The organism is Rhodococcus sp. P3_B8, assembly GCF_056402775.1.
On the sequence record NZ_JBFUGT010000176.1, the window covers coordinates 1 to 13,222 of the forward strand.

A 13,222-nucleotide genomic window follows, 5' to 3' on the forward strand; every position below is an offset into this window, starting at 1 on the left:
GTCTCCGACATGGCCGCCGACGGACGGCTCATCGGACTCAAGGACGGGCGGGAGTGGCGGTTCCCGACCTGGCAGTTCACCCCCGACCGGGCCGATCCCGTCCTGCCCGACCTCGACCGCCTCACCCGCGCATTCCCCGGCGGTGAAGTCAGCCTCTCGCGGTGGATGACCCGCCCCAACACCACCTTCGCCGGCCGCACCCCCGCCCAGGAAATGGCCCGCGACAGCGACCACGTCATCACCGTCGCGACCGGCCTGACCGCCGCCGGATGGTAAAGCCCCTCCCCGCCCCGACACGACCCCTGCCCTCGGCGGATCACCGCTGGACCTGGACACCCACCACCCCAAACTCGTGGTTTCGGATCTATCACCGGGATCGGTTCACCCCGAACGGGATCACCTTCCGCCGGTTCGGGCCACTGGCCCGCTTCGACCACCACACCCCCACCCCGCCCGCCATGGACCCGAACGGGCGGGCGGTGCTGTACCTGGCCGTGGACCTCGCCACCAGCGCCTGCGAGGTATTCGGTGAGGCCGGGGTCGCCGCCCTGTGCCCGCACTGGCGGATCACCCAGGTCCGCCCGGTCCGCGACATCGTCACCTATGACCTCACCACCCCCGGCGCAGCCCTGGCGATCGGGGCGCTGCCCGCCCTCGCCGCCGGCAACGAACACCGCGGCCTCACCCAACAATGGGCGAGGGCGATCTTCGAAGACCAACCGGCCGCAACGAAAGTCGACGGCATCCGCTACCGCACCGCCTACAACGACGACCACGCCCTCGCCCTCTGGGACTGCGACAATGCCATCACCGTCGCCCACGACCGCACCGGGCAACCCTTGGACCTCTCCCTGACCCACCCCCGCATCCACCCGCGGCTCCTCGCCGCCCTGATCCCCCGGCACATCACCGTCACCCACACCGACGAAAACCACTGCCCCAACTGCCAACGCGCAGCCGCACCCTAACCACGGCGCAACAACGCCACCGGCAGCACCGCCACGACGGCGCACGCAGGACGCCAGGTTCGGTGAGTTCCGTGACCACCGCGATTGCGGCGCGAGACCGAGGTCGTCGCAGATGCCCGCCGCAGCGGGATGTCGTGCACCCCAGGTGCAGATCTCGATGACATCGGTGGGTTGAGGGGTTGCTCCGGGTGTTGGGCGGCGTCGCATACGAGACCCCGAGAAATTCCGCGGCGCGATGTCGAGAACCCGCAACCGGCTCCGTCCCTGCACTGAACGCGACCACCACGGGCCGCCGCCACCACCGAGGAGAGACACCATGGCCAAGTACCTGCTGCTCAAGCACTACCGCGGCGCCCCGACCCCGGTCAACGACATCCCCATGGACCAGTGGAGCCCGGAGGAAATCTCCGMCCACATCCAGTACATGCAKKACTTCGCCGACCGACTCGAACGCACCGGCGAGTTCGTCGACGGGCAAGCACTCTCCCCCGACGGACTCTTCGTCCGCTACGACGGCGAAGGCCGCCCACCGGTCACCGACGGCCCCTTCCCCGAAACCAAGGACCTCATCGCCGGCTGGATGATCATCGACGTCCACACCCACCAGCGGGCCCTCGAGCTGGCCGGCGAACTGTCGGCCGCCCCCGGAGCCGGCGGGAAACCCATCCACGAATGGCTCGAGGCACGCCCGTTCCTGACCGAACCGCCCACCATCACCGAATAACCCCTAAAGGCGAACGACGCACCCCGGCCCGCCACGACAAGGGGCTCACCGTTCTTCGGTCGGCGCGGAGACGACCTCGGCGGGCGGTCGAGGAAGGCGATGAGACAGCCCGCGGTCACCCGGTGCCGGTACCTGCGGCCGGAGCCGGGACCCGGGTCAGCACCCGAGCCAACGCCACCGTTGCCGTCAGCACCGCGGCCACCACCGCGACAACGCACACGAACGTCGCAGGGACGGTGGAATACCCGAACATCCCAGCGGCACCCACACCCGCGGCCGTCGCCGCCAACGCACCCACCGGAAGCAACACCGCCAGCATCCGCACAGTTCCCGCGCGCCGATCATCACCCGCTGCGGCCAACACCCACCACACACCCAACAGGGCGCACCCGTACGCCAGCACTCCGCTGCCGGCGTAGAGCACCAACACCACAGCCCATTCCACCGCGATGCCCACGGTGGCCGTGAACACGGCATACAGCAACACCAGCAACGGCAACAACGGCAACAACCCCACGGTGACACCACCCAAGGCGGCGGCGACGGTCCGGCCGAGCAGGAACGTGCGACGACGGCGGCGTTCCTCCGCACTCGCCGCGTCCCGCACCACCCGCCACCCGGACAGCCACAGCACCACCCCGCAACCGGCCCCGGCCACCGCGCCGCCACCAAGAACGATCATCACCACAATCGATGGATCGGTCCACGCCGGCTGGAACGACGACGCCACCGTGTACGGCCGCGCGGGAATCGACGCGAACACCACCACCGCCACCAGCCCGACGACCACACCCACAACCCCAAAAATCCCGCTCTGTCTCCCCACCCACACATCGTGTCACCGACAGATGCTCAAATGGCGGCAACCGCGGCCACCGGTAGTTCCCCAGAGCGGGGATCGACGATCACCTCGTCAGTTGTCCGAGACGACCCGGCGACCCGTCATCGTGCGCGAAGTCCTCTATGTGCCGGCACCCGGTCACACCCACCGCGGCATACAAGTCTCCCGCCGCACCCGAAGAACCATGCACATCACGATCAGGGGTGCCCTGGACCGGAACACCTGTGCCCCATCAACTCCCGCGCCGGTCACGTCAGGTGCCGCCGGGATACCTCAACCCAGAGCCGCCACAGCGGTGTCGAACAACCACTCAGCGCAGGACCCCGATGATCGGGATTCCCACAGGCTCATAGCCCTTCGCGCCAGGATGGCCATCAGTGCATGTCACAACTCACGCGACCGGAACCTGTTCCTGAGCGTCATGGAAGGCCCGCTCGAGTTCAGCCGGAATCCGGCCACGTACGGACACCTCCAAACCCTCCCCGATCGCCCACCGGCGAATCTCCCTGGACGTCCTCCTCGCCGAAGTCTTACTCACCGAAGCACTCTGCACCGAAGCCTTCTCCGCAGGCGACTTCGCGGACGCCTTCGTCGCAGGGGCCTTGCTCGCCACCGTCTTCTTCACCGGACCCGTCGACGCGGACGTCTTGCTGACCGCTTTCGTCGCGGAAGCTTTCCTGGCCTTCGCAGTTTTTGTCCGAACCTTCGCTGCCTGAGCGTCGTGGAAGGCCCGCTCGATCTCAGCGGGAATCCTGCCGCGGAAGGACACAACGTGACCCTCTCGGATCGCCCACTGACGTATCTCCGTGGTCGTCGTCTTCGCTGGAGCCGTACTCACCGGCGCACTCTTCACTCGAGCCGTCGACGCGGATGTCTTGTTCGCGGCCGTCTTCGTCGCGGATTCCTTCCTTACCGGCGTCTTCTGTTCAGGCGCCTTCTTCTTGCGCTTCTGCTCCGCCGGAGCGGTGGTCGCCGCCTGCTTGACCGGAGCCGCCGCCTTCGTCGTAGCTGTCTTTTCTGCGGCCGTCTTCTTTACCGGCGCTGGTTCGACCTGAGCCTTCTTCGCGTGAGCGTCGTGGAAGGCCCGCTCGATCTCGGCCGAAATCCGGCCACGCAGGGACACCTCCAAACCCTCCCCGACCGCCCACTCACGAATCTCCCAGGACGACCGCTTCGCCGGAACCTTGCTCGCCGCACCCTTCGCCGGAGCCTTCGCAGTGATCTGCTTCTCCGCGGCCGCCTTCGCCGTGACCGGCGGCTTCTTTACGACGGTCTTCTTTACGGCCGTCTTCGTCGCGGCCGTCTTCTTCACGGAAGCCGGTTCGACCTGAGCCTTCTTTGCGTGAGCGGCATAGAAGGCTCGTTCGATCTCGGCCGAAATCCGGCCACGGGAGGACACCTCCAAACCCTCCCCGATCGCCCACTCACGAATTTCCCCGGACGACTTCTTCACCGACGCCTTACTCACGACCGTCCTCGCCACTGGCGACTTCGTCACGGCCGCCTTCTTCACCGAAGCGGTCTCCGTCTGAGACTTCTTCGCGTGAGCGTCGTGGAAGGCTTGCTCGATCTCGGCCGAAATCCGGCCACGGGAGGACACCTCCAAACCCTCCCCGACCGCCCACTTACGAATCTGCTTGGTCGTGTTCTTCGCCGAACCGTCAGAACCCTCCGGTGATACCGCCATGTGTCTCCTTCGTCGCCGGGCAATCGTCGAACGCACACAGTAACGGCAGGCGAGCACTCCCGGTAATCAAAAAGCTCACCCGAACCGCCAATTCACGTGCCCAACCGACACGATTCCTCCCGGAGTTCCCAACTCATTCCGCATCGAGTTTCACGCAGAACCAGAGCGAATCATTTTGGCGGTCAGTGCCGTTGGCGGGACACAGCGACGATGGGCGACTTCGAGATTTCCGCCTCAGAACCGACTATAGCCGGTGGTGGACCGAGTCACTTTGATCCGAGTAATGTCGAGCCGAATCGATCAGGGAGAAACGCGTAAATGTGTGGGTCTCGGGGACGAGCCTGACGGATAGCCATCCAATTGCGAGCCAGATTCACGGTTGCCATTCAGCCGTTCGGGAAGTCGGCCAACTCCCGATACTTCTCGAAGGCCGCTTCCTGGTAGCCGTTGTGGTACAAGATCTGCGACATCTGGCCGAAGGGCATGCCCGCCCGCTCCACGGCGTGAAAGACCTCCTCCCCGAGCACCATGGCGTCTCCCACGCCCCGGACACCAACGAAGACGTCCCAGAGTCGCTGGCCGAGATGTTGTCGTGAGCTGGGATGTTCTTGGCGAAAGCGGACCGCAGTCTCCGATGCGAGCGCGGGGTCGAGAATCTGCCACCGACCTATCCCGGCGAGAACGGGTGCGATCACTCGGTCGAGTGCGGACACGTAGTCGGCGGCCTCACCCTGTGTGGCATAAATCTGGAATCCGAATTCGAGAACGTCAGCTTCGTCGAAGGGATCCGGCGGGTCCGGAGGTGTGTCCCACACCGTGCCCGCGTAGACGTCGGTACCTCCAACGGTCCCGAGATCCGACGCAGTTGTCTCGACCAAGCACAGCATGGGGTGGCCGTAGAGAGCCGCCAGGCGTGCCTGCCTTGCGAAGATCTCCAGGATCTTCCGGCCGGTGCGATGGTCGATCTGCAGCAGCACGTCGAAGTCCGCGATCGCGAGGACGGTGCCCGCCGTTGCAGGGTCGCTGCCGTAGCTGAAGGTCGCGATATCGCTGAGGACGTCGCCGAACGCATCGAGGTTCTTTCCGTAGTAGTCCGGGAACGACATCGATGCCGCGAACCCGGTGTGCATGTCCCCAACGCAGGCCCATTCCTGAGCGTCGAGCTCATGCACCAGGTAGCCGAGGCCTGTGAGTCGCGTGCACGCGCTATCGAGCTGGAACCGAGCGGCGTACCGGAACACGAACCCTGTCTGCAGGAGCGTCCAGTCGAACCGTTGCCGCTGGTCATCGAACAGTTCCCGCTCAGTCGGATCGAACACCACGGTGCGCACCATCTATCGAGCGTATGCGCATCCGACTGCAAACCGATCGATTCGGTGACCGGTCAGCGATCCCCGATTAAGACGCACGAAGGGCAGTTGCTGCTCAGCCGGCGCTGCCTCTGCGATAACGGATATGGGTGACTAGCGGTGAGTGGAGCACCTCGACGGGCTCGAAGCCAAACGTCTCAACGCCGTCGAACATGCGCTCACCGCCGCCGAGTAGGACGGGTGCGATGTCGAGGGTGAGTTCATCGATCACGCCGGCATTGAGTGCCTGTCGGACTGTCGAAGCGCCACCGGCGATGTCCACCCCCTTGCCGTCGGCCGCTTCGAGCGCCCGCGCGTAGGCGGCGTCGAACCCCTCGGTGACGAAGTGGAAGGTGGTCCCGCCCTCCATCTCGATCGGTTCGCGTGCATGGTGAGTAAGCACGAAGACCGGGGCGTGGTAGGGCGGCTCGGATCCCCACCATCCGTCCCACGCCTCGTTCCACTCACCGCGGATCGGCCCGAACATGTTGCGACCCATGACGTAGGCGCCGCGAGGGCGCATGAGCCATCCATTGGCTGTCCTGTCGGCTTCGGTCGCGCGCGGGTCACCGATATGCCAGCCGTGCAGCTCGCCGCCGCGCTTGCCCAGCGGATTGTCCCGGCTCTGCTCGGGGCCGGCGACGAAGCCGTCGAGCGAGATCGACATGTGGCAGGTGGTGTCGGACATCAGCATCTCCCAGGAAGCAGTTGCGGGTCGCAGTGGTGGCGTCACCGTAACAAGTGGTGGCGGGTCGCAAGTGCCATACACGGGACGGTGAGACCGAAGGCTGGACAGCCGCGCTCGAGGTGCGCGATCAACGCCGCCGTCGACGTGATCGGCGACCGCTGGTCGCTTCTCGTTCAGCGCGATCGGATGAATCGCCGCAGGATCGACGGCAGGCGTGCTGTGCCCGCTGCACCGCAAGGGGAACCACCGATCGCATGTCCGACCGTCGGCAACGCTCGCCCGGAACGGGATCGCTGACCGGTCGTTGATCAGATTTCTTCGCTCCCTTTCCGTATGAGCACGTCGGAGACCAGGTGCGCTGACTTCGCGGACCGAGCCGCGCGGCGGGCAACGGAGCCCGAGCCGGACTGGTCCCGCAGTTGCCAGCTGCATTCGGCGGTGGCACGGAGTCTGCGGAAGTTCCAGGTGGGAGAGAGCGGCGACGGTGCCCACCCGATCGTCAAGGCAGACGCCGCGGGTGACCCCGACTACGCAACCGCCCTGCGACTGTTCGTCGCCGAGGAACAACCATGCGCGGATGCTGGCGGAGCTGCTGCGATCCAGCGGCGTCCCGACGATCGGCCGGCACTGCAGCTGCGTCGGCTGATGGGCTTGAGGCTCGAGCTCATGGTCCTGGCCGTCGCGGAGGTGGTCGCGCTGCGTTACTACCGTGCGCTCGCCGACGGCAGAAGAGACGCGCTGCTGGTGTGATGACGCGAGAGCAGATGGTTCGACGTTGTCGTCATGCCCGTCGTCGGCGACGATGGCGAACGAGACGGAGGATGTGACGCCAGTTACTTTCCAGCGATACCCTTCGGTATCATTCGCCGTGTCGCTACCATCAATTGCACACCGTTCACCACCTCGCTAGAGGTGACCGAGTGTGAATCATCCGGGTTCGTCCCGGTCCCACCGATGTCGAGCCCAGGCATCACCGCACCGACACGCACTGTGGCCGCGGCGTCGAACCGATCACAGTCCCGGTCCTGGCCAGCCGCTGCCCGACTGCCGCCTCCAGCGGCATCGGAAGTAAAACTGCAACGCGTCGAGGAGTCATGTATCACAACCCTTTCGGACGCCATGCGCTACACACCCAGTCCGACCCGGTTACCCAAAAGGTCCTGCCCACCCACAGCGCCCCAACATCGATTTGCCTGGCACACATCCCCGACCACAAGCCCAGGCCCGCCAGCCACACCCACGCGCCCGCCCTTCCCGACGGATCGGCTCACCGCTCCACTCCGAAAGCGACTCCTCCCGCTGTGCCTGATCAATTCCACCACCCCCACAACCGGGACTGGCAGCACCGCGCCTTATGCCGCGGCACCGATACCGACATGTTCTTCTCCCCCGATGATGAACGCGGCAACGTCCGCGCCCGGCGTGAGCGCGCCGCCAAACAGATCTGCCAAGACTGTCCCGTGCTCGCCGCCTGCCGCGCTTACGCCCTCACCGCCACCGAGTCTTATGGCATCTGGGGTGGCATGTCCGAGACCGAGCGCGCCCGCCACACCCGGCGCACCCGCCGCCCGGCCCTACCCCGCGAATGTGTCGCGTCGACGGACCCTCTAACCTGGCGGATCCGAACACCCAGAGCGTGAAGGTAGAACAGCCATGGCCACCGACTACGACGCACCACGAGTCACCGAATCCGACGAGCCGGACACCTCCCTCGAACAGCTGACCGCCAGCCGGAAAGACACCCAGTCCCCCGTCGTCGACGTCGAAGACACTGACACCGCCGAATCCTTCGAACTGCCCGGCGCGGACCTGTCCGGTGAAGAATTCACCGTCCGCGTCATCCCCAAGCAGGCGGACGAATTCACTTGTTATCTGGGGCTTTCTGGGGTCGTCTGCGACGCAGCATGAATGAGTCGATGGAGCGTCGGCGTGTCGTCTATGGACGGGTTATCTGCGGTCCTTACGCTAGTGTCTGTGACGAACGCAACAGCGGGGCCTTGCAGGTCACAACGACTGGTGCTGGCCGACGGGGAGCGGACGTGGACCGTGGTGGGTCGGGACCATCTTCCGGTCGCGCCGGCCGAGGAGTATTTGGAATACCTTCGGGTGCAGGGGAACTCGCCTAACACGGTGAAGTCCTACGCGCGGGCGTTGGCGCTGTGGTGGGAGTACCTGTCGGAGTTCGATCGGGACTGGCGCGCGGTGACTTTGGAGGATTTCGGCGGGTTCTTGTGTTGGTTGCGTACCGGGGACGGACCCGACGTGGTGTCGATCGCGCCGGGGAGGGCCCGGTTTGCCGAGTCGACCATCGCGGTGCGGGTGCGGGCTGTGCTCGCGTGCTACTCCTACCAGCAACTCAACGGCATCGATGTCGGCCGCGAGTTGTATCGGATTGTCCACGGCCGCAACGGCAGCTACAAACCTTTGCTTGAGCACATCGCCCGGCGTCGGGGTCGCCGCCGGGCGGTGGTCCGGGTTAGACAGCCGCGGCGGGCGGCGCCGTCGACGCTGACGCCCGGGCAGATTGATCGGATCTGCGGAGCGTGCGCGCAGTGGGATCCGACCACGCGGGAGTGGCGGGGCTCGGTGCGCAACCGGCTGTTGTGGGCTCTTCTTGCCGAGACGGGGCTCCGTCTGGGTGAGGCGCTGGGGCTGCAGCACCGCGACTGGCATACCGGTCGGGGGGATACGCCGTTCATCGAGGTCGTCGCCCGCGAGCATCCGCGCGGTGTGCGTGCCAAGAGTGGCTACCGGCGTCTCTACGTTTCCGATGACCTCGACCGCCTCTACGGCGAGTACCTCTGGCAGTTATGCGAGGCGGGCGCGGATCTGGCCACCGCCGATTTCGACACCGCGTATGTGTTCGTCAATCTGGGGCGGGAGCCTCGATTCGCATCGTGGAGCCCCGACAGCGTGTATGACCTGGTGCGTCGGCTCCGCAGTCAGCTCGCCGGGCAGGTCCCGGGTGGCTGGACTCCGCACTGGTTCCGGCATTCTCACGCCACAGCGCTGCTGCTGTCGGGGGTCCCGGTACACGTGGTGAGTCGTCGACTCGGGCACGCGGACGTGCAAACGACGCTGAACACGTACGCCCATGTCACTGAGGATGCCGAGCTGCGGGCGGTGGCCGACTGGGCCAAGTTCACCGCCGGGTGGCGGGCGGTCGGCACCGGCGTGATCGGGCCCTGCTGATGGGGTCACGACGGCTGCTCGAGAACCTGCGCGACACCTCTGGACGCTTCCGAGGCGATGTGCTCGAGTCGCTCTGGGCCGAGATGCCCGATCGGTTTCGCACGATCGACCTCGCGTCGAACGACCTCGATACCGATGACCTGACCGCGTTCCTGACGGATCCTCGCGGTCCGGGTTTCCGCATTCGTTTCGGGCAGCTTCCGGCGGCCATGGACCGCGAAATGGCCTGGTGCTGCTGGCGCATCGCCGAACTCGGCGGTCGGGTCCCGGTAGGTGTCTTGCGTTCGCTGATCCGCTGGTTGGCCGCCACGGTCGAGGACCACCCGGAACTGAGTGGCTCGCTGATGCGCGCAGCCCCACGAGAATGGGAGAGATCCATCGCCGCCGCCTACGCCCGGCGAAACGGCAGCCTGCCGGGCAGGTTCTGGCAAGAGAACGTCGGCTCAACGCTTCGGCGCTGCTATGAAATCCTGTGGGCCGCATACGACCAGCGCCCGTGGTGGCGGCGGGAGGTGTGGGATCCGACGCTCGATCCGCGGATACCGCTGCGCCCCCACGAACCACTCGGCAATCACGCTGTCTATTTCCAGCAACTCGAGCCGTTGTGGTTGCGGATCGCCATCCAGTGGTATTTCAAAGTCTCCCTGGAGACCGGGCAGCTGACCTGAAGCACGGTCGCCGGCCCCCAACGGACTGCGCTGCAGGTCTTCGCCGACTGGATCGCCGGCCACGACCCTGTCCCGCCGCCGTGGTTGCGCGAGGACCCGGCCGGGATCCGGGCGTTCATGCTGGATTTCCTCAGCCACGTGCGCGCCCTGATCACCCAGTCCGGCCCGAACAAGGGCAAGCCTCTCTCGCCCCAGCGAGTCAACACCCTTGTCACCTGCCTCGAAACGTTCTACGCGTTCATGACCGACCATCGCGAGACCGCCGCACAGGTTCTCGATGAACCCGGATGGTTGCGACTCGGCCCCTACCACGCCATGTTGTGGCGACACGGGGAGAAGGGCCGTCGTACCCGGGTGCTGCGCGAGCGCCAGGAAGTCATCGACGACACCGCGTTCTCCCAGATCATGAGCAACGTGCACCTGCTCGGGGAGCCGATCGAGGGCGGTGGGCTCGGCGACGAGCAGATCATGCGCATCCTGATGCTGGTGGCCCGCACCGGTCGGCGGATCAGCGAGATCAGGATGCTCGATCGTGAGCCGCTGTTGCCGCTGGACCGCCTCGGCGGCTCCACCGGTCCGGCCGACGGCGCCTTCGTCGCCAAGCTGCGATACCAGCAAACCAAGATCGAACAAGCCCCCGACACCGTGCTGGTCGACGCCGAAATCGTCGCCATCATCGACGAACAGCGACGCTGGGCCGACCAGCATCTCGGGCCCCGCTGGGCACAGGGTGTCACACCCAAATACCTATTCCTGGGGCAGAACATGAACCGCAACGCCGACAAGCCCTTTCCCCCGTCCCGCATCACCCAAACCCTGGCGGTGTTCGCGCGCCGGCTCGACGTTCGCGACAGCGCCGGGCGGCTCGTGGACTTCAATCGCACCCACCGATTCCGGCACACCAAGGCCACCAGCCTGCTCAACGCCGGCGTGCCGTTACACGTCGTGCAGCGGTACATGGGCCACCTCAGCCCGACGATGACCATGGAATATGCCGAAACCCTCGCCGAGACGCACGAACGGGAGTTTCTGCGTTACCGCAAGGTCACCGCGGACGGCCGCGACCTGCCGGTCGACACCCGTGACCTCTACGACATGCTCGAGCTCGACAAGCGCACCGACCGGATCCTGCCCAATGGGTGGTGTTTGTTGCCGCCCCGGCAGGCCTGCGACAAGGGCAACGCCTGCCTGACCTGCGACAAGTTCGCCACCGACGCCAGCTTCCTGCCCGAGCTGAGAACCCAGCAGCACCACACACTGCAACTCATCGACGAACGCCGCCAGGCGTTCGCGGCCCGCACCGGGCAGGAGATGAGCCCGGACAACGTGTGGCTGGCCGGGCGCACACAAGAACACGACGCCCTCGGCCGCATCATCGACACGCTCGAACAAACCGGCCACCGAACCGACAGCGACGGCCGGGCCGTTCGCGGCGCCGGCGTCGCCGCCCGCACCGACGCCCTGGCCGCCGAACACGAACAGGAGAGGCGACCGTGAGCCGAGGCAACCCCGACAATCTGCGCCGCGCCGCCGCCGCCAAGAGCGCCGCCGCTCACTCCCGCGCCGACCACGGCATCCGGGAAATGATCCGCCGCAATGACCCCGTCACCTTCCGCGGCCTGGCTCAAACCGCGGGCGTCTCACTGGACTTCCTCTACCGCAATCCCGAGATCCGTCACCGCGTCGAGCAGTTGCGGACCCAGCAGCGCGGCGCCCCGCCGGCCCCATCGCCGCCCGCCGATCCCGACCACCCGAGCAGCGTGGTGCGGACCCTGACCGTCCAGATCACCGAACTCAAACGCCGGCACCGCGAGGAAGTGCAGACCCTGAAGTCGGCCCTGGAGGCCGTACATGGCGAGAACCTCGAGCTCCGCCGCCGCCTCGGCGGCCACCGCCCTCACCCGGCGGAAATCTCACCCTCGTCGAACTGCTGATCGCTTACAGACGCGACTGCAAGCGGTCTATCAGCGCAGACAACACGATTGGCGACGCCAACTACAGATACCACTTGCACCAGTTGCTTTCTGGTCCACCACCGCAACCGCCTCGCCGACCCGGCGCAGCTGATCTGCCGGGACTGCACCTAACCGAATACCGGAACCGCTGGGTGTCTCGGACGCCTCCAGGCTCCGCACAGCACTGGGGCACCCCACATCCCGACCTCTCGCGGCCGGGACCCGTCCCCGGGGCGGCGCGGTGTGTCCGTCACTCGTCCCGGTGCCGGCCGGGTGTGCGCGCGGCCCGATCGCGGTCCGGGGCCGGGGTGGGGTGGTGGAAACTCGGATCGATGGTCAGGTCGTCGGTGTCGGCAAAGACCAGCCGCCCGTCGTCGAGCGCGACCGCCCACCGATGCACCGGCGCCCACTCGTGCCCACCGCCGCCCGGGTCGGTCACCGCCGCATAATCCTCGACCACCTCACCGGTAAGGTCGGCCCCAGAGCTTCTGCGGACCAGCACCCGGACACCGACCGTCAACTCCGGACCATCGACTGGCCGGTTGCTGCTGTTTCGGGCCATGTTTGATGCACCTCTTCGCTCGGCCAGACCATTACCATCAGCGTCGACGCCGACGGAAACCTCACCGGCCCCGTCCCCGACAGCCGGGAAACGCCGCCCTCGCGGTGACCGCCGCCTGCGGGGTCTGGGCACTCACCGCCGGCGCCGTCCTGCCATGTGCAGCCCTCGCACACCGACTGTTCCACCGAAACTGGTTACGGCGCTGGGCACAGGAGTGGAAACAGTTCGACGGGCCCCTGAGATAGCTTCGAGCGACGTCGCGTACTCCATCCCCTGTCGGGCGGACCGCCCCCGCATTCCACGGGCGGTCAAGGCCGGGGACACCCACCGGCTGACGGTTGAATCGTCCCGGGTTTGATGCGCACCTTCTTTCTTGGGAAGGTAATCCTTATGCCGAATGTCTATCCAGCCGAGGTGCGAGAGAAGGCCGTGCGCCTGGTCCTCGAGCACCGTGGTGACTACGCCTCGGAATACGAGGCGATCCGCACAATCGCCGAACGGATGTCACTGAAGACGGAGACCGTACGGGTGTGGGTCCGCAAGGCCGAAGCGGCGGGCGATGGCACCCATGCCGCGTCGGCGTCCGAG

15 protein-coding genes and 2 pseudogenes are annotated in these 13,222 nt (G+C 66.4%); 12 read left to right on the forward strand and 5 right to left on the reverse strand.

What is annotated here, in order from left to right; translation table 11 throughout:
- The 3 genes from AC1D1G_RS31540 to AC1D1G_RS31550 all read left to right on the forward strand — a co-directional run.
- The coding region (locus AC1D1G_RS31540; RefSeq protein ID WP_477955115.1) for an antitoxin Xre/MbcA/ParS toxin-binding domain-containing protein at nucleotides 1–276 on the forward strand (276 nt) is incomplete at its 5' end.
- Complete coding sequence (locus AC1D1G_RS31545; RefSeq protein ID WP_477955116.1) at nucleotides 270–968, forward strand: RES family NAD+ phosphorylase; 699 nt, start codon at nucleotides 270–272, stop codon at nucleotides 966–968. The genes AC1D1G_RS31540 and AC1D1G_RS31545, both read left to right, overlap by 7 nt.
- Before the next feature lie 316 nt (nucleotides 969–1,284).
- Nucleotides 1,285–1,692 carry a YciI family protein gene (locus AC1D1G_RS31550; protein WP_477955117.1) on the forward strand — a complete coding sequence of 136 codons (408 nt, stop codon included), beginning with the start codon at nucleotides 1,285–1,287 and terminating at the stop codon, nucleotides 1,690–1,692.
- 115 nt (nucleotides 1,693–1,807) lie between these two features.
- Here AC1D1G_RS31550 and AC1D1G_RS31555 read toward each other — a convergent pair whose 3' ends face one another.
- The 4 genes from AC1D1G_RS31555 to AC1D1G_RS31570 all read right to left on the reverse strand — a co-directional run bounded on the left by AC1D1G_RS31555 (nucleotide 1,808) and on the right by AC1D1G_RS31570 (nucleotide 6,257).
- Nucleotides 1,808–2,518 (reverse strand): hypothetical protein, encoded by a 711-nt coding sequence (locus AC1D1G_RS31555; protein WP_477955118.1) that lies wholly within the window; start codon nucleotides 2,516–2,518, stop codon nucleotides 1,808–1,810.
- A gap of 406 nt (nucleotides 2,519–2,924) precedes the next feature.
- A complete protein-coding gene (locus AC1D1G_RS31560; protein WP_477955119.1) occupies nucleotides 2,925–4,220 on the reverse strand; it encodes an Lsr2 family DNA-binding protein in 1,296 nt (431 codons plus the stop codon).
- Between the two features lie 386 nt (nucleotides 4,221–4,606).
- Nucleotides 4,607–5,539: a barstar family protein gene (locus tag AC1D1G_RS31565; protein ID WP_477955120.1), complete on the reverse strand. Its 933-nt coding sequence runs from the start codon at nucleotides 5,537–5,539 to the stop codon at nucleotides 4,607–4,609.
- Between the two features lie 106 nt (nucleotides 5,540–5,645).
- Nucleotides 5,646–6,257, reverse strand: coding sequence for a dihydrofolate reductase family protein (locus tag AC1D1G_RS31570; RefSeq protein WP_477955121.1), 612 nt, complete (start codon nucleotides 6,255–6,257; stop codon nucleotides 5,646–5,648).
- 438 nt (nucleotides 6,258–6,695) lie between these two features.
- Here AC1D1G_RS31570 and AC1D1G_RS31575 point away from each other — a divergent pair, with 438 nt between their 5' ends.
- The 8 genes and pseudogenes from AC1D1G_RS31575 to AC1D1G_RS31610 all read left to right on the forward strand — a co-directional run bounded on the left by AC1D1G_RS31575 (nucleotide 6,696) and on the right by AC1D1G_RS31610 (nucleotide 12,204).
- A complete protein-coding gene (locus AC1D1G_RS31575) occupies nucleotides 6,696–7,007 on the forward strand; it encodes a hypothetical protein (protein ID WP_477955123.1) in 312 nt (103 codons plus the stop codon).
- Between the two features lie 551 nt (nucleotides 7,008–7,558).
- On the forward strand, nucleotides 7,559–7,897 hold the full coding sequence (locus AC1D1G_RS31580; RefSeq protein ID WP_477955124.1) for a WhiB family transcriptional regulator: 339 nt from the start codon (nucleotides 7,559–7,561) through the stop codon (nucleotides 7,895–7,897).
- 13 nt (nucleotides 7,898–7,910) lie between these two features.
- A pseudogene (locus AC1D1G_RS31585) lies at nucleotides 7,911–8,126 on the forward strand (DUF4193 family protein); the annotation flags it as partial.
- A gap of 147 nt (nucleotides 8,127–8,273) precedes the next feature.
- Nucleotides 8,274–9,449, forward strand: coding sequence for a tyrosine-type recombinase/integrase (locus tag AC1D1G_RS31590; RefSeq protein WP_477955125.1), 1,176 nt, complete (start codon nucleotides 8,274–8,276; stop codon nucleotides 9,447–9,449).
- Nucleotides 9,449–10,117, forward strand: coding sequence for a hypothetical protein (locus AC1D1G_RS31595; RefSeq protein ID WP_477955126.1), 669 nt, complete (start codon nucleotides 9,449–9,451; stop codon nucleotides 10,115–10,117). The genes AC1D1G_RS31590 and AC1D1G_RS31595 overlap by 1 nt, the downstream gene beginning before the upstream one ends.
- Nucleotides 10,118–10,234: 117 nt before the next feature.
- The gene (locus tag AC1D1G_RS31600; protein ID WP_477955127.1) at nucleotides 10,235–11,614 is read left to right on the forward strand and encodes a tyrosine-type recombinase/integrase; all 1,380 of its coding nucleotides are present in this window, start codon (nucleotides 10,235–10,237) and stop codon (nucleotides 11,612–11,614) included.
- The gene (locus AC1D1G_RS31605) at nucleotides 11,611–12,051 is read left to right on the forward strand and encodes a DUF6262 family protein (protein ID WP_265147673.1); all 441 of its coding nucleotides are present in this window, start codon (nucleotides 11,611–11,613) and stop codon (nucleotides 12,049–12,051) included. Before AC1D1G_RS31600 ends, AC1D1G_RS31605 begins: the two co-directional genes overlap by 4 nt.
- Nucleotides 12,052–12,099: 48 nt before the next feature.
- Complete coding sequence (locus tag AC1D1G_RS31610) at nucleotides 12,100–12,204, forward strand: DUF4193 family protein (protein ID WP_477955130.1); 105 nt, start codon at nucleotides 12,100–12,102, stop codon at nucleotides 12,202–12,204.
- Between the two features lie 118 nt (nucleotides 12,205–12,322).
- Here the strand turns inward: AC1D1G_RS31610 and AC1D1G_RS31615 are convergent, their stop codons facing one another.
- On the reverse strand, nucleotides 12,323–12,634 hold the full coding sequence (locus AC1D1G_RS31615; protein ID WP_477955132.1) for a hypothetical protein: 312 nt from the start codon (nucleotides 12,632–12,634) through the stop codon (nucleotides 12,323–12,325).
- A gap of 390 nt (nucleotides 12,635–13,024) precedes the next feature.
- On the opposite strand from AC1D1G_RS31615, the pseudogene AC1D1G_RS31620 reads away from it, so the two are divergent.
- Nucleotides 13,025–13,222 (forward strand): annotated as a pseudogene (locus AC1D1G_RS31620) (IS3-like element ISMyma10 family transposase); the annotation flags it as partial.

What these genes read in the sequence shown, in the direction of transcription:
- AC1D1G_RS31600 (WP_477955127.1), top strand. Translation starts at nt 10,235, where the DNA reads ATGCTGGATTTCCTCAGCCACGTGCGCGCCCTGATCACCCAGTCCGGC.
- AC1D1G_RS31615 (WP_477955132.1), bottom strand. Translation starts at nt 12,634, where the DNA reads ATGGCCCGAAACAGCAGCAACCGGCCAGTCGATGGTCCGGAGTTGACG.
- AC1D1G_RS31560 (WP_477955119.1), bottom strand. Translation starts at nt 4,220, where the DNA reads ATGGCGGTATCACCGGAGGGTTCTGACGGTTCGGCGAAGAACACGACC.
- AC1D1G_RS31570 (WP_477955121.1), bottom strand. Translation starts at nt 6,257, where the DNA reads ATGTCCGACACCACCTGCCACATGTCGATCTCGCTCGACGGCTTCGTC.
- AC1D1G_RS31595 (WP_477955126.1), top strand. Translation starts at nt 9,449, where the DNA reads ATGGGGTCACGACGGCTGCTCGAGAACCTGCGCGACACCTCTGGACGC.
- AC1D1G_RS31545 (WP_477955116.1), top strand. Translation starts at nt 270, where the DNA reads ATGGTAAAGCCCCTCCCCGCCCCGACACGACCCCTGCCCTCGGCGGAT.